Annotated in this window: 18 protein-coding genes; 11 read left to right on the forward strand and 7 right to left on the reverse strand. The window is 63.1% G+C overall.

The genetic code is table 11. The annotated features are described in order from the left end of the window. On the forward strand, window positions 1-832 hold an 832-nt coding region (locus VL598_RS03540), incomplete at its 5' end, for a pseudouridine synthase (protein WP_325325322.1). 77 nt (window positions 833-909) lie between these two features. Here VL598_RS03540 and def read toward each other — a convergent pair. The 4 genes from def to smc form a co-directional block, all read right to left on the reverse strand. Beyond that, window positions 910-1,443 carry a peptide deformylase gene (gene def / locus VL598_RS03545; RefSeq protein WP_325325323.1) on the reverse strand — a complete coding sequence of 178 codons (534 nt, stop codon included), beginning with the start codon at window positions 1,441-1,443 and terminating at the stop codon, window positions 910-912. Window positions 1,444-1,448: 5 nt separating this feature from the next. Then, the gene (gene ligA / locus VL598_RS03550; protein WP_325325324.1) at window positions 1,449-3,488 is read right to left on the reverse strand and encodes an NAD-dependent DNA ligase LigA; all 2,040 of its coding nucleotides are present in this window, start codon (window positions 3,486-3,488) and stop codon (window positions 1,449-1,451) included. 72 nt (window positions 3,489-3,560) lie between these two features. Then, the gene (locus VL598_RS03555) at window positions 3,561-4,829 is read right to left on the reverse strand and encodes a cell division protein ZipA C-terminal FtsZ-binding domain-containing protein (protein WP_325325325.1); all 1,269 of its coding nucleotides are present in this window, start codon (window positions 4,827-4,829) and stop codon (window positions 3,561-3,563) included. An 88-nt stretch (window positions 4,830-4,917) separates the two neighbouring features. Beyond that, window positions 4,918-8,436, reverse strand: a complete 3,519-nt coding sequence (smc, locus tag VL598_RS03560) for a chromosome segregation protein SMC (protein ID WP_325325365.1) — start codon at window positions 8,434-8,436, stop codon at window positions 4,918-4,920. A 643-nt stretch (window positions 8,437-9,079) separates the two neighbouring features. Between smc and dapC the strand changes: the two genes are divergently transcribed. The 7 genes from dapC to cls all read left to right on the forward strand — a co-directional run bounded on the left by dapC (window position 9,080) and on the right by cls (window position 16,278). Further along, the gene (dapC, locus tag VL598_RS03565; RefSeq protein ID WP_325325326.1) at window positions 9,080-10,285 is read left to right on the forward strand and encodes a succinyldiaminopimelate transaminase; all 1,206 of its coding nucleotides are present in this window, start codon (window positions 9,080-9,082) and stop codon (window positions 10,283-10,285) included. A 76-nt stretch (window positions 10,286-10,361) separates the two neighbouring features. Then, window positions 10,362-11,189 (forward strand): 2,3,4,5-tetrahydropyridine-2,6-dicarboxylate N-succinyltransferase, encoded by an 828-nt coding sequence (dapD, locus tag VL598_RS03570; protein WP_325325327.1) that lies wholly within the window; start codon window positions 10,362-10,364, stop codon window positions 11,187-11,189. A 3-nt stretch (window positions 11,190-11,192) separates the two neighbouring features. After that, entirely contained in the window at window positions 11,193-11,552 is a 360-nt protein-coding gene (locus tag VL598_RS03575; RefSeq protein ID WP_325325328.1) for an ArsC family reductase, read from the forward strand. A gap of 237 nt (window positions 11,553-11,789) precedes the next feature. Beyond that, window positions 11,790-12,929: a succinyl-diaminopimelate desuccinylase gene (gene dapE / locus VL598_RS03580; RefSeq protein ID WP_325325329.1), complete on the forward strand. Its 1,140-nt coding sequence runs from the start codon at window positions 11,790-11,792 to the stop codon at window positions 12,927-12,929. Window positions 12,930-12,968: 39 nt separating this feature from the next. Next, window positions 12,969-13,862: a 50S ribosomal protein L3 N(5)-glutamine methyltransferase gene (gene prmB / locus VL598_RS03585; RefSeq protein ID WP_325325330.1), complete on the forward strand. Its 894-nt coding sequence runs from the start codon at window positions 12,969-12,971 to the stop codon at window positions 13,860-13,862. 142 nt (window positions 13,863-14,004) lie between these two features. Further along, on the forward strand, window positions 14,005-14,676 hold the full coding sequence (locus VL598_RS03590; protein WP_325325331.1) for a lysoplasmalogenase: 672 nt from the start codon (window positions 14,005-14,007) through the stop codon (window positions 14,674-14,676). Window positions 14,677-14,817: 141 nt separating this feature from the next. Beyond that, window positions 14,818-16,278 carry a cardiolipin synthase gene (cls, locus tag VL598_RS03595; RefSeq protein WP_325325332.1) on the forward strand — a complete coding sequence of 487 codons (1,461 nt, stop codon included), beginning with the start codon at window positions 14,818-14,820 and terminating at the stop codon, window positions 16,276-16,278. A gap of 221 nt (window positions 16,279-16,499) precedes the next feature. Here the strand turns inward: cls and VL598_RS03600 are convergent, their stop codons facing one another. After that, the gene (locus VL598_RS03600) at window positions 16,500-16,979 is read right to left on the reverse strand and encodes a glutathione peroxidase (protein ID WP_325325333.1); all 480 of its coding nucleotides are present in this window, start codon (window positions 16,977-16,979) and stop codon (window positions 16,500-16,502) included. 169 nt (window positions 16,980-17,148) lie between these two features. Between VL598_RS03600 and VL598_RS03605 the strand changes: the two genes are divergently transcribed. After that, window positions 17,149-19,116 (forward strand): ATP-binding cassette domain-containing protein, encoded by a 1,968-nt coding sequence (locus tag VL598_RS03605; RefSeq protein WP_325325334.1) that lies wholly within the window; start codon window positions 17,149-17,151, stop codon window positions 19,114-19,116. A gap of 130 nt (window positions 19,117-19,246) precedes the next feature. Continuing rightward, window positions 19,247-20,362 carry a CaiB/BaiF CoA-transferase family protein gene (locus tag VL598_RS03610; protein ID WP_325325335.1) on the forward strand — a complete coding sequence of 372 codons (1,116 nt, stop codon included), beginning with the start codon at window positions 19,247-19,249 and terminating at the stop codon, window positions 20,360-20,362. A 98-nt stretch (window positions 20,363-20,460) separates the two neighbouring features. Here the strand turns inward: VL598_RS03610 and radA are convergent, their stop codons facing one another. After that, the gene (radA, locus tag VL598_RS03615; RefSeq protein ID WP_325325336.1) at window positions 20,461-21,837 is read right to left on the reverse strand and encodes a DNA repair protein RadA; all 1,377 of its coding nucleotides are present in this window, start codon (window positions 21,835-21,837) and stop codon (window positions 20,461-20,463) included. 72 nt (window positions 21,838-21,909) lie between these two features. Further along, entirely contained in the window at window positions 21,910-22,980 is a 1,071-nt protein-coding gene (gene alr, locus VL598_RS03620; protein WP_325325337.1) for an alanine racemase, read from the reverse strand. A 239-nt stretch (window positions 22,981-23,219) separates the two neighbouring features. Between alr and lplT the strand changes: the two genes are divergently transcribed. Then, a complete protein-coding gene (lplT, locus tag VL598_RS03625) occupies window positions 23,220-24,527 on the forward strand; it encodes a lysophospholipid transporter LplT (protein WP_325325338.1) in 1,308 nt (435 codons plus the stop codon). Window positions 24,528-24,585 lie beyond the last annotated feature (58 nt).

Here is a 24,585-nt window from a genome sequence, read left to right on the forward strand (position 1 = left end):
ATCACCCGGCGCTGGCCAGCGGGTCGACGAGCGTCGGCCGCATCGCAAGTCGGACGAATCCGATGCGGCTGCCGACGGCGCGATGCGCCTCTCCAAGCGCATGTCCGAGCTCGGGCTCTGTTCGCGGCGGGAAGCCGACGAGTGGATCGAGAACGGCTGGGTGAGCGTCGACGGAATATGCGTCGATACCCTCGGCGCGCGGGTAAAGCCCGATCAGCTGGTCGAGGTCAGCGCCGATGCGCGGGCAGCCCAGGCACGGCAGGTCACCATCCTGCTGCATAAGCCCGTTGGTTTCGTTTCTGGCCAGGCCGAAGACGGCTATGAGCCGGCTGTCACCCTCGTCACCGCTGCTAACCGATGGGACGACGATCGCTCTCCGCTGCGTTTCGCGCCAACCCAATTGCGCGCTTTGGCACCGGCCGGCCGGCTCGACATCGATTCAACTGGACTGCTCGTACTGACACAGGATGGCCGTGTCGCCAAGCTGTTGATCGGGGAGAACTCCAGCGTCGAAAAGGAGTACCTCGTACGCGTCTCTTATGGCGAGCACACGAGCGACATCACGGAGCATTTCCCCGCCGAGAAGCTGGCATTGCTGCGGCACGGCCTGTCTCTCGACGATGCGCAGCTCAAGCCGGCGAAGGTCAGCTGGCAGAACGGCGAGCAGCTGCGCTTTGTGCTGCGCGAGGGCAAAAAGCGGCAGATTCGCCGCATGTGCGAGCTGGTCGGATTGCAGGTGGTCGGCCTCAAGCGCATTCGCATGGGCCGTGTGCCGCTCGGCGCTCTGCCGCCCGGGAAATGGCGCTACCTGCTGCCCGACGAGGTGTTCTAAGCGTCAGGCAGTTTAGTTCGATCGCGGTCGATTAATTTGATCCCGTTGCGCTGCTTTCACTGAAGCAGCGCTCGGACTCAATCGTCGCTATTGGGCTCGAGGTCCGGAAACAGGACTTCAGTAAATCCGAAATTCGAAAAATCCGTAACCCGCATCGGATAGAGCTTGCCGATCAGGTGATCGCACTCGTGCTGAACTACGCGTGCATGAAAGCCCTCCGCGATGCGGTCGATCGGCTTGCCGTACTGATCCAAGCCGTGATAGCGGACCATCGAGTAGCGACTGACGACCCCGCGCAGCCCCGGCACCGATAGGCATCCCTCCCAGCCCTCCTCCATGTCCTGCGAGACCGGCGTGATTGTCGGATTGATGAGGACCGTCTGCGGGACGGGCGGCGCTTCCGGGTAACGCTCATTGCGGCCGAAACCAAAGATGACAAGCTGCAGATCGATGCCGATCTGCGGTGCCGCCAGACCAGCGCCGTTTGCCGCGTGCATGGTGTCGAACATGTCCGCAATCAGCTCGTGAAGTTCGGGCGTATCGAAACGGTCGACGGGTTGAGCGATGCGCAAGAGTCGCGGATCGCCCATCTTGATAATTTCTCGGATCATGCGTTCTAACCCTCCAAGAGCTTGCGCATACCATCTTCGTCGAGTATCGGGATGCCAAGTTCCTCAGCTTTCGCCAGCTTGGTTCCTGCTTCGGTTCCCGCCACCACATAATCGGTTTTTTTCGAGACTGAGCCGGCCACTTTGGCACCGGCGGCTTCAAGCAATGCCTTCGCTTCGTCGCGCGATAACGTCGGCAGGGTGCCGGTCAGCACGACCGTCTTGCCTGCGAGCACGCCTTGCGGCTCGCGCGGCGCGGGCGGCCCCTCAGGCCAAGTCACCTTCCCCGGCGCCCGCATTTGCTCGATGACAGTCCGATTGTGCTCTTCCGCAAAGAACTGGTGAATCGATTCGGCCACGACGGGGCCGACATCGTTGACTTCAAGCAGTTCCTCGAGCGAGGCATCCATCAGCGCGTCTAAGGAACCGAAGTGACGCGCCAAGTCCTTTGCAGTCGACTCGCCGACATGCCGAATACCGAGCGCGTAAATGAAACGCGCTAGCGTCGTGTGCTTCGCTTTTTCGATCGAACTAAGCAGGTTTTGCGCCGATTTTTCCGCAAACCGGTCAAGTTCGGCCAGCGTGGCAAACCCGAGGTTGAAAAGATCGGCCGGCGTGCGTACGAGATTTTGCTCGACGAGCTGATCGATGATCTTTTCTCCGAGTCCGTCGATATCCAACGCGCGTCGCTGAGCGAAGTGCCACAGGGCCTGCTTGCGCTGCGCGGGGCAAAAAAGCCCGCCCGTGCAGCGCGCGATGGCCTCGTCCGGCAACCGCTCGACGTGCGAGCCGCAATCCGGGCAATGCGTCGGCATGACGAACTCGCGAGCGTGCTCCGGGCGCCGCTCCAGCACCACTGAGACAAGCTCGGGAATCACGTCACCCGCGCGCCGCACGACAACGGTGTCGCCGATGCGCACGTCCTTGCGCCGCACTTCGTCTTCGTTGTGCAGCGTCGCGTTCGTCACTGTCACGCCGCCGACGAATACGGGCTTCAAGCGGGCAACCGGCGTGATGGCGCCGGTTCGGCCCACGTTCACAAAGATGTCGACGAGCTCCGTCATGGCTTCTTGCGCCGGAAACTTGTGGGCAAGCGCGAAGCGGGGCGCACGCGAAACGAAGCCCAGCTTGTCCTGATCGTCACGCCGATTGACTTTGTAGACAACACCGTCGATTTCGTAGGGCAGCGACGTGCGCTTCTCGCCGATGCGACGGAAAAATTCGAGCAGCCCCTGCGACCCTGTCACGACGGCCCGCTCGGCACAGACTGGCAGCCCGAGCTCCGCGTACCAGTCGAGCAGCCCGCTATGCGTTTCGGGCATCTCGACACCCTCCAACTGCCCGATACCGTAGGAGAAAAACGACAAGGGCCGCTGCGCCGTGATGCGCGAATCGAGCTGACGCAGGCTCCCGGCGGCGGCGTTGCGCGGATTCGCGAACTCGCGCTGACCGCCCTCGCGCTGGCGTGCGTTGAGCCGCTCGAAGTCGCGTTTGAACATCAGTACTTCGCCGCGTACTTCGATAACGCGTGGCAACTGCATGCCGGTCAATTTCAAGGGAATCGAACGAATGGTGCGGACGTTCTGCGTCACGTCCTCGCCCGTTGCGCCATCTCCACGTGTCGCGGCCTGAACGAGGCGGCCCTCTTCGTAACGCAGTGCGATGGCAAGCCCGTCGAACTTGAGCTCGCAGGCATACTCGATCGATGCACGACCCAGCCCTTCCGAGGAGCGCCGATCGAATGCGACGATATCGTCGTCAGAAAAGCCGTTGTTCAGCGAAAGCATCGGCACGGAATGCACAACGGGCGCGAATCCGCTCGCCGCCTGCCCGCCGACGCGCTGCGTCGGCGAATCCGGTGTAATCAGGTCGGGATGCTCGCTCTCGATGCCCTGCAGTTCAAGGAACATGCGGTCGTATTCGGCATCGGGCAATTCAGGCTGATCGAGCACGTAGTACGCATGATTCGCGCGCTCGATTTCGTTGCGCAGCCACGCTGCGCGCTCGGCCGGCTTGTCCGCAGGCGGTTCAACTGTCTTGGGGGCCATGTCGGCGTTCGATGGTCGGGAAATCCCGGCATTATCGCAGGCGAGGCCCTGGGTGCGCTCAAGCGCACCGCATCATTGGCTGAAAAGCCGACGCGTGGCGGACGAACCTGCGGGAATGCCCGCCGCTTCAAGCTTCCCGTACAGTGTCATGAGCTGCTTGTCGATGGCGAGCAACGCAGATTCAGGCAGCGGCCGCCGCTGATCGTCGACGACGCGCCCGCCGATACGCTCCGCAAGCGACTTCGCGTAGTCGCACATGAGCCGGAAAGGCAGGATGTCTTCCTCGGCAACGGGCACGTCAAGAATCAGCGAGATCATCTCGCCGCCCTTGTAGGTCAGATCGTCGCGCAGGAAATTGGTGTCGCCAAACTGCAGCATGAAGATGGGGCTTTGCTTGGCATCGAGCTTGACGAAACGCATGCCGTCACGTGAGAGCAACAGTCCATCTTGCGACGCCACTGCCTGCACGTAGTTAGCCGACCACGGCACGCCGTCCGCAAGCACGTTGATCGACAGCTGCGCGTCGCATTGCGCCGCGAATGCATCGAGCTCGCGCGCCATCGAAACCGTCTCGAGCATGTCCGGAATCTCCGGCGCGCCATCCACGGCGTCTGCGAGCTGCTGGACGCCCGACACGAACTCGGAAAACTCGAGCTCATTGAGCGGGCCGCCCCGATTGGCCAACTGGACGGCCGCGCGCAACTCCTCGTAACGTCGCCCGTTGTGCAGCAGCTCCCAACCCTCGGCGCTGCCCTCCGGCTTGCCTTCGATATGGACGGGCTTGCTACCCGCTCGCCGCAGCCGCTGCGCGAGCGGCACGACCTTGTCACCCGCAATGGGAGCGCCGAGGCGGATCGGTACGACGCAATCGATGCGACGGTCGACCCAATGCGGCGGCTGGGCCGAGATAGTCGTCGCGGCAGGGGCGATCGAATCCTCGCCGGACTCGGCGCGCTCGCGCTCACCAGACTTTTCGTCGGACTCGCCCGCGCCATCTTCCTCAGTCTCGACCCGATAGCCATTCGGTGTCGTCGCTTCAGCCTGGATGTCGACCGGTGTATCCGCCGGTGCCGGTCCCCCAAAGCTCGGTTCGATGCGCGCTCGCTCGGCTGCGTGCGCCTCATCGGTTATCGCGGGCTCGCGGCGCACGTTCGAGCGCGCCGGCTCGATAAACGGCGGTTCTTCCTCTTGATCGTGACGCTGCTGCGAATCGGCTGTCTCCGACGGCATAGGCCTCGGCATCCGGCGCCGCAGCTTCGCTGCCTGCCACGCGTTATATGCGACCACTCCCGCTACGACCACGGCGCCTGCGCCGATCAACCCGAGTGTCAACTCGTCCATGCACGCTCCATCAAGCATTCTTTTATTGGCGACTGCCGTTCGCCGCACGTGAGGCACAAACGCACGCTGCCTCGTACGGCTTACTCCCTCAAGCCGTATTCTGGGCGAAACCCGCAGCCGTTTCCATGTCGACCGCGACGATACGCGACACGCCTTGCTCTTGCATCGTCACGCCAATGAGCTGCTGCGCCATTTCCATTGCGATCTTGTTATGCGAGATGAAGAGAAACTGAGTCTTGTCCGACATGGCCCGAACGAGATTGGCAAAGCGCTCGGTGTTGGCATCATCGAGCGGTGCATCAACCTCGTCGAGCAGGCAAAACGGCGCCGGGTTGAGCTGGAACATTGCGAAGACCAACGCCGTCGCGGTGAGTGCCTTCTCTCCGCCCGAGAGCAAATGAATCGTCGAGTTTTTCTTGCCCGGCGGCTGTGCCATCACTTGCACGCCGGCATCGAGAATCTCGTCGCCGGTCATGATCAGCTTCGCCTGCCCGCCGCCAAAGAGGCGCGGGAAAAGCTCGCCAAAGTGCCGGTTGACCTCCTCGAACGTGCCCTGCAACAGCGTGCGGGTTTCCTGGTCGATCTTGCGAATCGCATCCTCGAGCGTCTCGATCGCACGCGTGAGATCGGCCGATTGTGCGTCGAGGAACGTCTTGCGCTCGCTCGCAGCGGCGAGCTCGTCGAGCGCCGCCATGTTCACCGGACCGAGGGCGTTGATCGCGTTGTTGATGCGCGTCACTTCGCCCTGCAGGTACGACGGCTTCATATCGGGCGTCAGCTTTTCCTGCAAGCGCGCCTCGTCGACGCCAGCCTCTGTCAATTGCTCGATGAACTGCTCACCGGCGATGCGCGCGGCCTGCTCCTTCAGCTGCAGCTCAGTGATTCGGTCGCGCAGCGGCTGAAGCGAGCGCTCGGCCGCGAGCCGCGTCTCGTCGGCCTGGCGCAGCTTGGTCGTCAAATCATCGAGCTCCGCTCGCGCGGCCCCCAGTGCGGCCTCCTTGGCCGCGCGTACCTCGAGTGCGTCTTGCAGGCCGGTATGCGCTGTCTGCTCATTGATCGTCTCGAGCTCGGCGCGTGCGTCCTCAAGCGAGACGGCGACGCGTTCGCTCTGATCATGCGCAACCTGGATGCTGCGCTTGAGTTCCTCGATCCGGCTCGCCATGTTGCGAGCGGCAAAACGTGCATCCGCGGCTGCGCGCTCGAGTTCGCGCGCCGTTGTACGCGCATCCCCCAGCGCTTCATCGAGCGCCTCGAATGCCAGTTGGTTATCTTCGAACCGCGCCTGCAGTTCGGCGAGTTCGCCATCGTACCGCTCGAAGTTCTCCTCCGATTCGGCACGCTGGGCGCGTTGCTCCTCGATTTGCGCCCCGATCTCCGCCAGTTCCTCGCGAATCTGGGTGCTGCGCTGCGTATAGCGCTCATGAGCCTGCGTGAGCTTGAGCACTTCCATCTGCAACGCATGCACGCGCTGCGTGGCGCGCTCGAGTTGCGAGCGCGCGTCGGCGAGCGTTTGCGACGCTTGCGTATGCGCCGCCTCGGTGCGAATCGCCGCCGTCTTCGCCTCATCGGCAAGCAGCGTCTGCGCGCGCACCTGACGCACCAGATTTTCGATCTCCTGCTGGCGCGCGAGCATGCCGGCCTGCTCGGAGTCGGCCGCGTAAAGCTGGACGCCAACGCGCGTCACGACGTGACCCGCCTTGACGACGAGCGCTCCGCCCTCGGGCAACTGCGAACGCGTCGCGAGCGCCTGCGTCAGATCGTCGGCAATGTACACATTGCCCAGCCAGTCCGTCAGTACGGCGCGCAAACCCGCGTCATCGATGCGAACCAGCGACAGAAGCGGCGTGAACCCCACTGGCGTCTCGCGCGGCACCGCTGCCGCCGGCGGCGCGTAGAACGCGAGCTTGGCGGGCGGCGCATCGCTTGCGAAGGCCTTTACCCAATCGAGGTTCGACACTTCAAGCGCGGCAAGGCGCTCGCGCAAGATCGATTCGAGTGCCGTTTCCCAGCCTGCCTCGACATGGAGCTTCTTCCAAAGGCGCGGCAGGGCGCCAAGCTCGTGCTTATCGAGCCAGGGCTGGATCTTGCCCTCGGTCTGAACGTTATCCTGCAGTTGCCTGAGCGCGAGCTGCCTCGCCTCGAGCTGATGGATCTGCGCGCTCTCGGCCTGTACGCGCTCCTGCGCGGTGCGCCGCGCTGCGTCTAGCGCCGGCAGCGCCTCCTGTGCGTCGGCAAGCCGCTCCTGAGCTTCAGCGACGATCGCTTCCTGCTCGGCCAGCTGCATCCGCTGCTCTTCAAGCTGCGCCTCGTCGGGCGCGTCCAGCCCGCCCGCCTCGGCCTTCAGGCGCTCATGGCGTTGCTGCAACTGCTGCAACTGCTGGTCCGCATTGCGTTGATGCGCGGCCTCGAGCTTGAGCGCCTGCTCCGTGCGAGCTATGGACGCACGCTCGTCGTTCAGCTGCGATTGCGCATCTCGCCAGCGCGTCTCAAGTGCCGGAAGCGCGTCTTGCTTCGCCGCCGCGTCGTCTTCGGTGAGCGCAGCTTTCTCCTCGGCGATGGCAAGCTGCGTCTCGGCGTCCTCAAGATCGCCACGGGCCTTTTCAGCCTGCGCCTGCCATTGCTCCCGCTGGGCCGTAAGCGCTGCGATCTGGCTCTGCACGCGATTGCGCGATTCGATGATGAACTTGATCTCGGCCTCGAGGCGACTCACCTCGGCATTCGCCTCGTAAAGCCCGCCCTGCGCGCCTTGCATCGCATCGCTTGCTGCATAGTGCGCAACACGCAGCGTCTCCAGATCGGCTTCGACTTCCCTGAGTCTCGCCGTCTGCGCTTCGAGCGCCAATTGCGCTTCGCCGATGGCGCGCTCCTGGCGCGCCTGCTCGGCTGTGGCCTCGTTCTTGCGCAGCAGCCACAAAAGGCGCTGCTTTTCTTCGCCGTCGGCCTGCAACTCCTTGAATTTCGTCGCGACAACAGCCTGTGCTTCGAGCTTTTCGAGGTTGGCGCCAAGCTCACGCACGATGTCCTCGACACGCGTCAGGTTCTCCCGCGTGTCGTGCAGCCGGTTCTCGGTTTCACGGCGGCGCTCCTTGTACTTCGAGACACCGGCCGCCTCTTCGAGAAACACGCGCAGCTCCTCGGGCTTCGCTTCGATAATGCGCGCGATCATGCCCTGCCCGATGATCGCGTAGGCGCGCGGCCCGAGGCCTGTACCGAGGAAGATGTCCTGGATGTCGCGCCGCCGCGCGGGCAGATTGTTGATGTAGTAGCTTGACGTACCGTCGCGCGTCAGCACGCGCTTCACGGCAATCTCGGCGTATTGGCCCCACTGGCCGGCCGCCCGGCCGTCGGCGTTGTCAAACACGAGCTCGACGCTCGCGCGGCTGCCCGGCTTGCGCGCGGTCGAGCCGTTGAAAATGACGTCCTGCATCGATTCACCGCGCAGCTCCGAGGCCCGCGACTCGCCGAGCACCCAGCGCACGGCATCGATGATGTTGGACTTGCCGCACCCGTTCGGCCCGACGACGCCCACCAACTGGCCGGGCACCTGAAAATGCGTGGGGTCGACGAAGGATTTGAAGCCAGCGAGTTTGATCGAGGTGAGACGCACGGCGATATCGCTGTTTTTTAACGAGATGATCGAACGGATTGCGGCAATCCCGGCGCCCATGCCGCCGAAACGCAGGCTGCCTGCCATAGACAGGTTTCACGCTGCGCGCGGGTTCAAGACGCAGGCCATCGCCGCGATCCCGGCCAATTGAAACGCGAGCCGTGTACCCAAAGCATTCCACGTCCGGCTCGCTTACAGGCGGCAATCATACCATCGCAATCGGCTTGCTTTAAACGCATAAGAAGGCGCGTCGAGCTTTCACGGCATGGTTTGCCAAATTAGGGCATTGCTTTCTACCGAACTCAAACCGGCCGAAAGTTCTACTTGGCCGGGGACGCCTGCTCGGCGCGCCCCGAAGCCAGATAACGCCGGCTAGTTAGCGCATTGATGCGACTTCCTTTGCCGAGGGCTCCGATAAAATGACCCATTGAGCGTTTGGGACATTTGTTTTCGCCGATGTCGGTCCCAGTCGATATCGATCCCGCAATAAGCGTCGAACGAGCATCCGGCGATACATCAGGCACGCACCAGCAACAGGCGAAAGCCCGCGCCGGGCCGCCCGCCTATCGGGCTATAATGGCCCGCTCCGGATTGACTCGCCGTACTTGATCGTCCGCATCCGCAGAACCTTAAAGTGACTTCAGTGAATCCCAGACTGGACCTCCTTCAGCCCTATCCGTTCGAGAAGCTGCGTGCGCTGCTGAAAGACGCGACGCCGCCCGCCGATGTACCGCACATCAGCTTCGGCATCGGCGAACCGAAACACGCCACGCCGGCCTTGATCCGCGACGCCGTAACCGCCTCGCTGGGCGCGCTCGCGAGCTATCCGGCGACGGCAGGCACGGACGCGCTGCGCGCAACGATCGCAGGCTGGGCGACGAACCGCTATGGCCTGCCCGCACTCGATCCCGCGACGCAAGTGCTGCCCGTTGCAGGCTCCCGTGAGGCGCTCTTTGCGCTCGCGCAGACGGTGGTCGACGGCACACGCGCAGGCGCTGTCGTGCTCTGCCCGAACCCGTTTTACCAAATCTACGAGGGCGCAGCGCTGCTCGCCGGCGCTGAGCCTTATTTCGTCAACAGCGATCCGGCGCGCAACTTCGCCTGCGACTACAGCGCCGTGCCCGACGACGTCTGGGCGCGCACGCAGCTGCTTTACGTCTGCTCGCCCGGCAACCCGACGGGTGCCGTGCTGACGCTCGAGGACTGGCGCGAGCTCTTCTCGCTGTCGGACCGGTACGGCTTCGTCATCGCCTCGGACGAGTGCTACTCGGAAATTTACTTCGACGAAGCGCAGCCCCCGCTCGGCGGGCTCGAGGCCGCGCACCGGCTCGGCCGCGGCTTCGAGCGCCTCGTTATGCTCTCGAGCTTGTCGAAGCGATCAAATGTGCCGGGGATGCGCTCGGGCTTTGTCGCCGGCGATGCCGCCTTGCTGAAGCGCTTCCTGTTGTACCGGACCTACCACGGCGCGGCGCTTTCGCCCGTCTATCAGGCGGCGAGCATTGCGGCATGGAACGACGAAGCACACGTACGTGAGAACCGCGCCAAGTACGCGCAGAAATTCGCCACCGTGACGCCCATGCTCGCGGATGTGCTCGACGTACGCCTGCCGGACGCGGCGTTCTACCTTTGGGCTAACGTGGCGCGCACCGGCCTCTCCGATACCGAATTCGCCCATCGGCTCTACGCCGACTATAATGTGACGGTCTTGCCAGGGTCGTATCTCGCGCGCACCGCGCATGGTGCGAACCCAGGCCGCGATTTCGTCCGCATCGCGCTCGTCGCAGAAGTTGACGAGTGCGTCGAAGGCGCCCGCCGCATCGTCGAGTTCTGCCGCGCTCTCGGAGCCTGAACCGCCCAGCGCTTTGCGCATCGCGTGAGGCGCGCCGCCTGCCCCCATCTGTACCCCACTCAGCGAAACCACGAATATGTCGCAACAACTTCAGCAAATCATCGATAACGCATGGGAAAACCGCGCCGAGCTGTCGCCGAAGGCGGCGCCCGCGGAAGTGCGCGAGGCAGTCGCGCATGCGATCGAGCAGCTCGACAAAGGCCTCTTGCGCGTCGCGCAGAAAGAAAATGGCCAATGGGTCGTCAACCAGTGGTTGAAAAAAGCGGTGCTGCTTTCGTTCCGCCTCGAGGACAACGTCCCGATGCCCGCCGGCGGCTACTCGCAGTTTTATGACAAGGTGCCGTCGAAGTTCGCCAACTACACGGCCGAAGATTTCGCCGCGGGCGGCTTTCGCGTGGTGCCCCCGGCTATCGCGCGTCGCGGTGCGTTCATCGCACGCAACGTCGTGCTGATGCCGTCGTACACGAACATCGGCGCCTATGTGGATGAGGGGACGATGGTCGATACATGGGCGACCGTCGGTTCTTGCGCGCAGATCGGCAAGAACGTGCACCTGTCGGGCGGCGTCGGCATCGGCGGCGTGCTCGAGCCGCTCCAGGCGAACCCCGTCATCATCGAAGACAACTGCTTTATCGGCGCGCGCTCCGAGATCGTTGAAGGGGTGATCGTCGGTGAGAACTCCGTCATCTCGATGGGCGTCTACCTCGGCCAGAGCACGAAGATCTTCGATCGCGAGACGGGCGAAGTCAGCTACGGCTATGTGCCGCCGGGCTCCGTCGTCGTGTCGGGCAACCTGCCTTCGAAGGACGGCTCGCACAGCCTCTATTGCGCTGTCATCGTGAAGAAAGTGGATGCGAAGACGCGCGCGAAGGTCGGCTTGAACGAGCTGCTGCGAGGCGACTGACAGATGAAAGCGCGAACTGTCGTCTACGGCATTCCGAACTGCGATACCGTGAAAAAGGCGCGCACTTGGCTCGAAGCCCACGGCGTGCCGTTCGAGTTTCACGACTTCAAAAAGGCGGGATTGAGCGCGGCGCTTGTGCAAACATGGCTCGCCGACGTGTCGCTCGACGCCCTGGTGAATCGGCGCGGCACGACCTGGCGCGGGCTGACCGACGAAGCCAAGGCCGCAGCGGAAACCGTGGACGGCGCGATCGCGCTCATGACCGAGAAGCCTTCCATCGTGAAGCGGCCCGTTGTAGTCGTCGACGGGCGCGTGAAGTCGCTCGGATTCTCGGCAACGGAATACGAGACGCTTTTCGGTTGACTGCTCGATTCGCGAGCCGCCTACCGTTCGGCCGTCTGAGCGCCCCCCGCGGTCGATCCGTCGATCGCAAGAGCGACGAGCGGATTGGTGGAACGATTGGCACGACGGCGTGTGCTCGGCGTAATGCTGGTAGAAGCGCTGGTAGAAGCGCCTGAGCACCGCGGATCAGCAACAACGCTATTTGAACTTGCCGGCCAGTAGAGCCGGCTATTTTTTATACGAAACGGGTTCGCATCCATGTCCCGCACCCTTGCCCTCACCGAACAGCTGATCGCGCGCGCCTCCGTCACGCCTGACGATCAACATTGCCAACAGATTCTGATTGAACGGCTCCAAGCGATCGGCTTCGCTTGCGAAACGATCGCTTCTCACGGCGTCACCAATTTATGGGCCGTCAAGCGCGGCACGGAAGGCGCACGCGGCAAGCTGCTGACCTTCGCGGGCCATACCGATGTGGTGCCGACCGGGCCGCTCGAGCAATGGAACTCGCCGCCCTTCGCACCGACGCAGCGTGACGGCAAGCTCTATGGTCGCGGGGCCGCGGACATGAAGACGTCGATCGCCGCCTTCGTCGTCTCGAGCGAGGAATTCGTCGCTGCGCATCCCGACCATCGCGGCTCGATTGCCTTTCTCATCACGAGCGACGAGGAAGGTCCCGCGACGGACGGCACGGTCAAGGTCGTCGAAGCCTTGCAGGCGCGGGGGGAGACGCTCGATTACTGCATCGTCGGGGAGCCCACCTCAACTGCGACGCTCGGCGACGTCGTCAAAAACGGCCGGCGCGGCTCGATGTCGGGCAAACTGACGGTCAAGGGGCTGCAAGGCCACATCGCTTATCCGCATCTGGCAAAAAACCCGATCCACCTGCTGGCACCCGCCCTGGCCGATCTCGTCGCCGAACATTGGGACAGCGGCAACGAGTACTTTCCGCCAACCACCTGGCAAGTGTCGAATATGCATAGCGGGACGGGCGCGTCCAACATCATCCCCGGCCATGCAGAGCTGCTGTTCAACTTCCGGTTCTCCACGGCGAGCACCGTCGAAGGCCTGCAACAGCGCGTACACGCGATTCTCGACAAACACGGCCTCGATTACGAGCTCGCGTGGACAGTGAGCGGTCTGCCGTTTCTCACGCCGCGCGGCGAACTCTCGGATGCCCTCGCGCAGGCGATCAAGGACGAGACGGGCGTCGCCACTGAGCTTTCGACGACGGGCGGCACGTCCGACGGCCGCTTCATCGCGCGCATTTGCAAGCAGGTGGTCGAATTTGGGCCGCCCAACGGCAGCATCCACAAGATCGACGAGCACATCGAGCTGGCTTTCATCGATCCGCTGAAGAACGTTTACCGGCGCGTGCTTGAAGCCTTGATCGCGTAGCAAAACGCGCCGCCCCCTTTCCGAGCCATGACGATATCCATGACGACCACGCCCTTTGCCACCGTGCGCGACCTACTGCGCTATGCCGTATCGCGCTTCACTGCCGCACAACTTGCCTTTGGCCACGGCACGACGAACGCTTACGACGAAGCCGCGTATCTCATCCTGCACACGCTGCATTTGCCGCTCGATCTGCTCGAGCCGTTTCTCGACGCACGGCTCCTCGATACTGAAATCGAAGACGTGGTCAAGGTAATCGACCGCCGCGCGACCGATCGGTTGCCCGCGGCCTACATCACGCGCGAAGCATGGATGCACGGACGGCGTTTCTACGTCGACGAGCGCGTAATCGTGCCGCGTTCGTTCATCGGCGAGCTGCTCGAAGACGGCCTGCAGCCGTACGTCGCCGATCCCGACGAAGTCGGCGCGGTACTCGAGCTTTGCACAGGCTCTGGCTGCCTCGCTATTCTTGCGGCCGACGCGTTTCAGAATGCCGATGTCGATGCCGTCGACATTTCGCCACAGGCGCTCGAAGTTGCGCAGATCAATGTCGCCGATCACGGCCTCGACGATCGCGTCGCTCTTTTCGAGGGTGACCTCTTTGCACCCCTACCGGAACGGCGTTACAACGTCATCCTCGCCAATCCGCCGTACGTCAATCGTGCGTCGATGGAAAGCCTGCCCGCCGAATACGGCCACGAGCCCGAGCTTGCGCTCGCCGGCGGCGAGGACGGCATGGACGTCGTGCGCCGTATCGTCAGGCAGGCGCGCGACTGGCTCGAAGACAACGGCGTGCTCGTCGTCGAAATCGGTAACGAGCGGGCGAACGTGGAAGCTGCGCTCGGCGGGCTCGAGCTCGTTTGGCTGCCCACGAGCGCCGGCGAGAACAGCGTGTTTTTGATTCAGGCGCAGGATTTGCCGTCGAGCCGATGATCGCATGCGTTTTTAGCGTGCGTTCATAAGCGCGTTTGCGGCGTGCCTTTGTGCACGCGAGGCGAACGGGCTTGGCAAGCTCGCCTCGGCAGCCTCATCGATTGCGCCATGTCGCTCATCGCCTCAGGTCATGCCATCGACAATGCCCCGCGAACGCGAAGCCGCCGAAACCCTGTCGCAAGCACGCCGCCTTTGGCTCGCCGCCGCGTTAGCGGCGGTGGCTTATGGCGTATCGCTGCGGGACGCGCCCTACCCTGACCAAGCTGCGGCGAAGGTGCTGATGCCCGTGCTGCTCCTGCTAACCAGCAGACATCACGCATCGACGCGCGAGCGAACATGGCTCTGCGCAGCGCTCGCCGCCTCGACAATGGGCGACGCACTGCTTGCGATGCCTCAGCTGTCGTTTTCGTTTATCGGCGGTCTCTCCGCGTTTCTGATCGCACACGTCGCTTACTGCGCGCTGCTCGCACCGCTCGCGGGGCAGCCGCGAGGCTGGCGACGCATTGCGCTACCACTCCTCTGGGGCGCCGCGCTTCTCGCCTACGTTGGGTTCCTGCCGCATTTGGGCGAACTCAAGGCACCCGTCGCAGCTTATATGCTCGTGTTATGTGCGATGGCGAGCCTCGCTGTCAGCGCGCGTCTGCCGCACGTCACCGTCGCGCTCGGTGGCCTCGCCTTCGTTTCTTCAGACGCAATGATCGCCATCGATCGCTTCATCGGCACGTTCCCGGGCAGCGGCTACGGTATCTGGGCCACCTACGCGATTGCGCAGCTTTCGCTCGTCGACGGCATCGTGCTGCGCCGTGGCAACTGAGCATCGCACCACCTTAAGCGTCGGAGTGTCTCAATTCGAATAGGCATCTGCCCCTGATTGAACGCGTTCTGTAAGATGCGAGAAGGGCAGCAACACGTGGTCCGCCTTCCTGCGGAACCAAACCGGGAATCTCACGCGCGCATGCATTTTGAATTCAACTGGCTTTCTCTCGGCAGCCTGATCTTCGTCGCGCATCTGCTCGGCGTGGTGGCCGCGATTCACGCCGTTCTGAACACGCGTACCTCCCAGGGCGCAGTGGCTTGGGCAGTCTCGCTCGTCGCGATGCCCTACCTGACGCTCGTGCCTTATCTCTTTCTCGGGCGCAGCAAATTTTCGGGGTACGTCGATGCGCGCCGGCTCGGAAACGAGTTGCTGCGCACGCGCGCTCAGCCCCACGACTGGGAGGTTCGCGCCTCCTCGTCGTCATGGCCCTCCGAGGCACTCGGGCTCCACGTTGTCCGAGCGTTGACAGGCTTGAGCGGCATGCCGTTCTTGCCCGGCAACGCCGTGCGCACGCTCGTCGACGGGGACGCGACGTTCGCCGCGATCCTCGACGCCATTGAGGACGCGCGCCGTTACGTGCTCGTACAGTTCTTTATCGTGCGCGACGACCCGCTTGGCAGGATGTTGAAGGATCTTCTGATCGCCAAGGCCGCCGAAGGTGTGCACGTGTATTTTCTTTACGACAGCATCGGCTGCTTTGATTTGCCGACGCGCTACGTCTCAGAACTGCTGACGGGCGGCGTCGATGTTCACCCCTTCGCGACCGACGAGCGCTTTGTCAACCGCTTCCAGCTCAACTTTCGCAACCATCGCAAGATCGTGGTCGTCGACGGCGAACGCGCGTTCGTCGGCGGTCACAACGTCGGTATCGAATATATGGGAGGCGATCCGCGTCTTTCGCCCTGGCGCGACACGCACATTGAAATGCGTGGGCCCGTCGTGGCGAGCGTGCAGTTCGTGTTTCTCGAAGATTGGCATTGGGCAACGCAACGGCTGCCGCATCTCGAGCCCCCGCAAGCCGAAGCGCCCAAGGCGGTGGGCAGCACGCACGATATGCATTGTCTCGTCGTCGCGCCGAGCCCTGCCGACAAGGCCGAAACGGGCTCGCTGTTCTTCGTCGAGGCCATCAACGCGGCACAAGAGCGAATCTGGATCACCACGCCCTACTTGATTCCTGACGAAGCCGTAGTTGCGGCGCTTCGACTAGCCGTCATGCGGGGGGTCGACGTGAGGATCCTGATTCCAAGCCGGCGCGATCATTACGTCGTTTTCGAAGCGTCCAAGCTTTATGCCTACGATCTGGTGCGCGCCGGCGTGCGCGTCTTTCGATACCGGCCGGGCTTTTTGCACCAGAAAGTCATCCTTATTGACGACGTTGCAGCGGCCATCGGCAGCGCCAATCTCGACAATCGTTCATTTCGGCTCAACTTCGAAATTATGGTGTTGACGGTGGATCGTCAATTCGCAGCCGAAGTCGAGCGGATGCTCGCCAAAGACTTCGCACAAGCGGATCAAGTCGAACCAAGGCACTACCGTGAGGCGCCGGCGATGCGACGCGTTGTCATGCATCTGGCGCGGCTTTTTTCACCGATTCTTTGACCATTCGCGACGCTCTGCGAGCGCTACTCTGGCTCGCGAGCGCTGAATTGGATCCGCCAAGAGTACGAGGCAGAAAGACCGCTCGATCTCAGTCTTGTAGCAGAGCGACTCTTCCTTCCCAGGAAACAAACAAACGCTTGGCTATCAATTTTTTGTGCGCCCCACTTTCCGACGTCCAGGCGTAGTGTAAGGAACCACCAGGGTCTCCTCCTCTGCCATCGCTAAAGTAACGCTTCGATACTGCGGTGCAAAGCTTCAGGCTTCGTCCGAGGCGCGTACCGCTTCACCACCTCGCCATTGCGGTCGACGAGAAACTTGGTGAAATTCCACTTGACCGCTTTGGTCCACAAAAGCCCCGGTGCCGCACTCGTCAAGTAACGATAGAGCGGATGGGCGTTCGGCCCTTTAACGTCGATCTTGTCGAACATCGGAAATGTCACGCCGAAGTTCTTTTCGCAGAAGCTGCCGATCTGCGCAGCATCGCCCGGTTCCTGCTTGCCAAATTGGTTGCATGGAAACCCGAGCACCGCAAAACCGCGCGCACCGTACTGCTCATGAAGCTTCTGCAGCCCCGCGTACTGCGGCGTGAAGCCACACTCGCTTGCGGTGTTCACGATCAAAAGCACCTTGCCGCGATAGCCATCGAGGCCGATTGTTTCGCCGCCCAGCCTCTGCGCCGAAAAAGTGTAGACCGAGTCCATCGACGCCTCCGCAATAAAACACGCAGTCTATGCGAAACAGGGACAGGGTGACCATGGCATCTGCGTCTCTCTCCGTGCCTGCCTGACCAAGCGATGCCACTTCTCTCACGTTCGCGCCGCGAGAGCCGTCTAAAATAGCGCTTTTCGCTTCCAACGGCCCAACTCCGTCGTGATCCGGTTCAATCAGTTCAGTCTCGCGCGCGGCGTCAAGCCGCTTTTCGAATCCACCACGTTTGCACTCAACCCCGGCGAGAAAGCCGGGCTCGTGGGCGCAAACGGGGCCGGCAAAACGACGCTTTTCTCCGTCCTGCGCGGCGAATTGCACCCCGATGGCGGGGACGTCTCGCTGCCGCCCTCGTGGCAGATCGCGCATGTCGCACAAGAAACGCCCGCGGTCGAGCGGTCTGCACTCGAATACACGCTCGACGGCGACGCCGCCCTGCGCGAAATCGAAACGCAAATGGCCAAAGCCGATGCCGCGCATGACGGCGAGGCGCTCGCCCATGCCCACGCCGCGTTTGCGGATGCCGACGGCTACACGGCACCGGCACGTGCCCAAGCACTGCTGCTCGGGCTCGGCTTCACGCTCGCGCAAACGCGCGAAAGCGTCGCCAGCTTCTCGGGTGGCTGGCGCATGCGGCTCAATCTCGCCCAGGCGCTCATGTGCCGCTCGGATCTACTGCTGCTCGACGAGCCGACGAACCACCTCGATCTCGACGCCATCGTCTGGCTCGAAGACTGGCTGCACCGCTACACGGGCACGCTCCTCGTGATCTCGCACGATCGCGAATTTCTCGATTCGATCTGCAACGTCACACTTCACCTCGAGAACCAGCAAGTCAAGCGTTACGGCGGCAACTACTCGCAGTTCGAGATACTGCGTGGGCAGCAATTGATGCTCCAGCAAAGCTCCTACGAGAAGCAGCAGAAGACGATTGCGCACCTGCAAAGCTTTATCGACCGCTTCAAGGCCAAGGCCACCAAGGCGCGGCAAGCGCAAAGCCGCATGAAGGCGCTCGAGAAGATGGAACTCATTGCGCCTGCGCATAGCGCATCGCCCTTCACGTTCGAGTTCCGCACGCCCGATGCCGCACCCAACCCCATGCTCGTCATGGAGGACGTCCGGTGCGGCTACCTCGCCGAGGACGGCCGAGAAATCCCGATCGTCCACGGCGTCTCGCTCTCGATCCAGGGCGGTCAGCGCATCGGATTGCTCGGCGCGAATGGGCAAGGCAAGTCGACGCTCGTGAAAACGTTGGCCGACACGCTTGCGCCCCTGGCCGGCGCAATGCGGCAAGGCCGTGGGCTCGCAATCGGCTACTTCGCTCAGCACCAGTTGGAAACGCTGCGGGCCGAAGATTCAGCGCTCGCGCATCTCGCCCGCATCGCGCCTGACGCCCGCGAGCAAGAGCTGCGTGATTACCTGGGCAGCTTCAACTTCTCGGGCGACATGGCCAGCTCGCCCATCGCGCCGTTTTCGGGCGGCGAGAAAGCACGACTCGCACTCGCGCTCATCATCTGGCAAAAGCCGAACCTGCTGCTGCTCGACGAGCCTACTAACCACCTCGATCTCGAAACGCGTCATGCTCTGACGATGGCGCTCGCGCAGTTCGAAGGCACGCTGATCCTCGTGTCTCACGACCGCCATTTGCTGCGCGCGAGCACGGACCAGTTCATGCTCGTAGCCAACGGTCGCGTGCAGCCCTTCGACGGCGACCTCGACGATTACCGCGACTGGCTCCTCGCGCACGCCGCGCAAGCCCGCGAAGAGGCCAAAGCGGCCAGCGCCGGTGGCCGCACGAATGCATCCGCCGCGCTCGGCAGCACAGACGCGGAGGCAGACGCGAGTGCGAACCGCAAAGACCAGCGGCGCCTGGAAGCACAGGCGCGGCAAAAGCTCTCGCACCTGAAGAAGCCGCTTCAAACACGCATCGCACGGCTCGAAAAGGAGATGGACGCATTAAACGCGGAAAAGGCCACGCTCGATGCCTTCGTTGCCGATACCGCCAGCTATGCGCCTGAAATGAAAGCAAAGCTCACGCAGGCCATCAGGCAGCAGGCGGATGTGCACGCGCGCCTCGAAACGCTGGAAGCCGAATGGCTAGAGGCGCAAGAGGAATTGGAGCAGATTGGCTAGTATTCAACGGACGCCATTGCCCCGGCCCTCTTTCATACGGCCCTGGGTACGATGCGCTGCTTTCGCAGGGACGAGAGTCAGCGCTCGGGCGCTCATTCTGAACGACACTGCTCTCAATGGGAGGTGACTTTTGACGACGCATGCCCCGTTGCGAGGTCTACGCGTGCTCGACCTCACGCGCCTTTTGCCCGGCCCGCTCGCCACACTGCGGCTCGCAGAGCTGGGAGCCGATGTGCTCAAGATCGAGGAGCCAGGTAACGGAGACGGCGCGCGCACAATGATGCAAGGCGCCGCCGACCGCGCCGCGGGCCGACCGAGCGCCCTTTACCGGATCGCCAATCGCGGCAAGCGCGAAACGCGGCTCGATCTGAAGACAGAAACAGGTTGTACGGTGCTGCGCGCGCTCGTACGCGAGTCGCACGTACTCGTCGAAAGCTTTCGGCCGGGCGTCATGGCACGCCTCGGGCTCGATTATGCGAGCCTCGCCGCGATCAATCCCAAGCTCGTCTACTGCGCCATCACCGGGTACGGCTCACACGGCCCCCTTTCGCATCGGCCCGGACACGACCTCAACTACCTGAGCTATGCGGGTGTACTCGACGCGATGCGGGCCGCCGACGGCAAACCCGTCATCCCGACTATCCCGATCGCCGATCTGCTCGGCGGTGCCGCGACGGCCACCACGCAGATCCTGGCGGCACTCTGGCAGGTCGCTCGCGGCGGCGACGGCACGTTTGTCGACATCTCGATGACGCATGCCCTACACGACAACGATGTCGTCGCGCGAGCCATGCTCGAGGACAAGGAAACGGAGGCAAGCGCGGCAGGCATACCTGCTGACGACAGCGAGAGTCCCAGTCCCCAACTCACTGACATTGGCGTCGGTCTGCTCAACGGCGGGGTACCTTGCTACAACGTCTACCGTACGGCCGACGGGCGATGGCTTGCGGTTGGCGCGCTCGAACTGAAATTCTGGGAACGCCTATGCCGTACGCTCGGCCGCGAAGACTGGGCGAGCCGCCATTGGAGCCTCGGGCAGGCGATCGGTGGCCCCGACGCAGCCGCGCTCACGCGCGAGTTCGCCGAGCGAATCGCGACGCAACCGCTCGCGGATTGGCTCGAATTACTGGAACCACTCGATTGCTGCGTCTCGCCGGTCTTGACGTTGGAAGAGGCTCGTCGTCACGTGCTGTTTTGTGGCGATGAGGTGGGGTGGTCTGACGGCTCTGAAGCAGTCGACCTGTAAGAGGGTCAAGGGGAAAGGGTTCACCGCGCGACGCCCAGGCACGTCAAAGGCTGTCCCCATGAGAGCATCCCAAAACGCCGCGCGGTAGCAGCGCCCCGCTACTCGAGCTCTTTGACGCGACTGATCGCTTCCTCGAGGCGCTCGACGGCCAGCACCTGCAGGCCATCGATGCCTTGCTTGGGCGCATTCGCTTTCGGGATCAGCGCGGCGGTGAAGCCGAGCTTGGCCGCCTCTTTGAGGCGTTCCTGGCCGCGCGGCGACGGTCGGATTTCGCCCGCAAGGCCCACTTCCCCGAACACAATCAGTCCCTTCGGCAGCGGCTTATTGCGCATCGACGAATGGATCGCGAGCAGCACGGCCAGATCGGCCGCCGGCTCGGCGATCTTGACGCCGCCAACGGCGTTGAGAAACACGTCCTGATCGAAACAGGCGATGCCGGCGTGCCGGTGCAACACGGCCAGCAGCATGGCGAGACGGTTTTGCTCGAGCCCGACCGCCAGGCGCCGCGGGTTGGGTACATGGGCGGTGTCGACGAGCGCCTGAATCTCTACAAGCAGGGGCCGCGAGCCCTCCTGCGTCACGAGCACGCAAGAGCCGGGCACGATTTGCTCGTGCTGCGACAGAAAAAGCGCCGACGGATTGGCGACGCCGCGCAAGCCGCGCTCCGTCATTGCGAAAACGCCGAGCTCGTTGACCGCCCCGAAGCGGTTCTTGAACGCACGCACGAGGCGAAACGACGAGTGTGTATCCCCTTCGAAATAGAGCACAGTGTCGACGATATGCTCCAGCACACGCGGGCCGGCGAGGCTGCCTTCTTTCGTCACATGCCCGACCATGACGACGGTCGTCCCCGATTGCTTGGCAACGCGCGTCAGTTGCGCCGCGCACTCGCGCACCTGCGCGACCGATCCCGGAGCCGAGGTCAGCGCTTCCGAATAAATGGTTTGAATCGAATCGACAACGGCCACGTCAGGCCGCTCAGTCTCGATGGCCGCCTGGATTTTCTCGAGTTGGATTTCCGCAAGCAGCTTGAGCTCAGCGGCCTTCGAGCCCGGCTCCAGCAACGCGAGACGCTGTGCGCGCAACCCGATTTGCGCCGCCGATTCCTCCCCGCTGATATATAGCGCACGGCGGTCGTCGGCAAGCGTTGCGAGCGATTGCAACAGCAGCGTCGATTTTCCGATGCCAGGGTCGCCCCCGATCAGCACGACGCCGCCTGCGACGAAACCGCCTCCCAGCACGCGGTCGAACTCTCCGATGCCGGTCGAAAAACGCGGAACGTCAGCCGCCTCGATATCCGCCAGGCGCTGTATCGGCGCGCTTTTGGCGAGCGATTGAAATCGATGGCCGCTTGCGGCCTGCTCGACCGTTTCCACCAGTGTGTTCCACGCCCCGCACGCTGGGCATTGCCCTTGCCATTTCGGGGCTTGTCCCCCGCATTCCGTGCAGTTGTACGTCGTCTTCTGTTTTGCCACGCGCCTTTGCTCTTTGTCGTTGTGGTGCTGGTGCGCGCTGTGCGCAGCCAGCGTCAAAAACCGGGAATCGGCCTACTCCGCGCGCACAGGCACCCGTTGCGCCACCGCGCACATTAGCTCGTAGCCGATTGTGCCGCACTCGCGGGCGACATCGTCAATGGGCAGCTGCGTGCCCCACAACTCGACGCGCGAGCCGACACCTGCGGTGGGGCAAGGCGTCAGATCGACGGTGATCATGTCCATCGACACACGCCCCACGACGCGTGTGCGCACGCCATCGACGACAATCGGCGTGCCTTCGGGCGCTGAGCGCGGATAGCCGTCGGCATAGCCGCAAGCCACTACGCCGATGCGCATCGGCCCCTGCGCGACAAACTTCGCGCCATAGCCGACCGACTGCCCCGAGGCGATAGCCTGCACGCCGATCAATTCCGAGGCGAGCGTCATCGCCGGCTGCAGCCCAATCCCCTCGATGGCCGCCGTCACCCCCGATGGGGACGCACCATACAGCATGATCCCGGGCCGAACCCAGTCGAAATGCGACTCGGGGTGCCACAGTGTCGCAGCCGAGTTCGCAAGGCTGCGCGCGCCCGCTATCCCTTCCGCCCCACGCTCGAACGCCGCCATCTGGTCGCCAATGCCCCGTTCGCTATCGGCATCCGAAAAATGCGTCATCAACACAATCTGACCGATGCCGGAGCAAGTGCGCGCGCGTTCCCAGCCCGCGCGGAACTTCTCGGGCGTGTAGCCTAACCGGTTCATGCCGGTGTTCATCTTGAGCTGAATGTTGACAGGCTTGGACAGGCGCGCCATTTCCAGCATGCGCAGCTGCTCGTCGCTATGCACTGTCGTCGTGAGGCTGTAGCGGTCGATGACGTCGATGTCCGTCGGCCGGAAGAAGCCCTCCAACAGAAGAATCGGCCCAGCCCAGCCCAGCTCGCGCAGCTTGACCGCCTCTTCGAGATCGAGCAGGCCGAATCCGTCGGTCGCGCGCAATCCGGGGAAAGCACGCGCGAGCCCGTGTCCATACGCATTGGCCTTGACGACGGCCCAGACCTTCGAATGCGGTGCGTGACGGCGGGCGACAGCAAGGTTGTTGGCTAATGCGGCAGTATGGATGGTGGCGAGCAACGGGCGCGGCATAGGCGTTTTCGTCTGGGTAAAGGGCGTCAAGGGCGATAGCCGTGCACAAGGACGTGCGGCGCCCTTTCACGCAAAATAGAATGAACTGTCAGCGCGCGCGCTGTCGGCGGCGCTGCGGCAGTCCGAAGCTACCTATTTTCGTGATATAAAGCCGTGCGCACAACCCATTTCGAACGGCATAGGTCCCGAACGCCTCACTCGCGCGGCGGACGACCGCAGCGAGGACAACATCGCATCAGATGAAAAAAGGTTTTTACTCCATCATGGCCGCGCAGTTCTTCTCGTCGCTGGCCGATAGCGCCCTTCTCATCGCTGCCATTGCCCTGCTGAAAGACCTCCACGCCCCGAACTGGATGACGCCGCTGCTCAAGCTCTTTTTTGTGCTGTCGTACGTCGTCCTGGCCGCATTCGTCGGCGCATTTGCCGATTCGCGCCCGAAAGGACGCGTCATGTTTATCACGAATACGATCAAAATCGCGGGGTGCCTCTTCATGCTGTTCGGCGCGCACCCGCTCGCCGCGTACGGCGTCGTCGGCTTCGGCGCCGCCGCCTACTCGCCCGCGAAGTACGGCATCCTGACGGAGCTGCTGCCGCCCGAGCGGCTTGTCGCCGCCAACGGCTGGATCGAAGGCACCACCGTCGCGTCGATCATCCTCGGTACCGTGCTCGGCGGCGCGCTGATCAGCCCGCATATCGCAGCCCATATCGTCCGGCACAAAATCCCGTTCGTCGCCACGCCCGCCGAGGCGGCGATGCTCATCATCGTCGGCATCTACATCGTCGCGGCTGTCTTCAACTTGCGCATTCCCGATACCGGCGCACGCTATCCGAGACAGGCGCATGGCCCGATCAGGCTCGTCACCGAGTTCGCCGATTGCTTTCTGGCTCTGTGGCATGACAAGCTAGGGCAAATTTCGCTGGCCGTGACGACCCTTTTTTGGGGTGCAGGCGCCACGCTGCAATTCATCGTTCTCAAATGGGCCGAGGTCTCGCTCGGCATGTCGCTTTCGGAGGGCGCCATCTTGCAAGCCATCGTCGCGCTCGGCGTGGCGCTCGGTGCCGTGCTCGCAGCGGCGAAAGTACCGCTGAAGAAATCGCTGAGTGTGCTGCCCGTTGGTGTCGCGATGGGCATCGCCGTCATGGTGATGGCTTTCTATACACGCGATCTCATTCCCGCAAACTGGGGCGTGTACTTTGGGCGCATGCATGTGCCCGGCTATCTCATCATCGCGTATCTGTTCCTCATGATTGTCGGTGCGCTTTCGGGATTCTTCGTCGTGCCGATGAATGCGCTACTGCAGCACCGCGGACATGTGCTGCTCTCGGCCGGTCACTCCATCGCCGTGCAAAACTTCAACGAGAATCTCTCGGTCCTCGTCATGCTTTGCCTTTATGCGGTGCTCGTCTGGCTCGACGTCCCCGTGTCGGTCGTCATCGTGCTGTTCGGCACGTTCGTATGCCTGATGATGTGGATGGTCATGCGCCGGCATCAAGCGAATCAGCGCGCGTTCGACGCCGTCGCCCTCATCGGCGAAGTCAAGCACTAAGCAGCCACAAAGTAACTATTAAGCAGCTTTACCGCTTCGACACCTTTCGTTCTTTTGC

The organism is Trinickia sp. (assembly GCF_035492435.1).
Lineage (GTDB): Bacteria > Pseudomonadota > Gammaproteobacteria > Burkholderiales > Burkholderiaceae > Trinickia.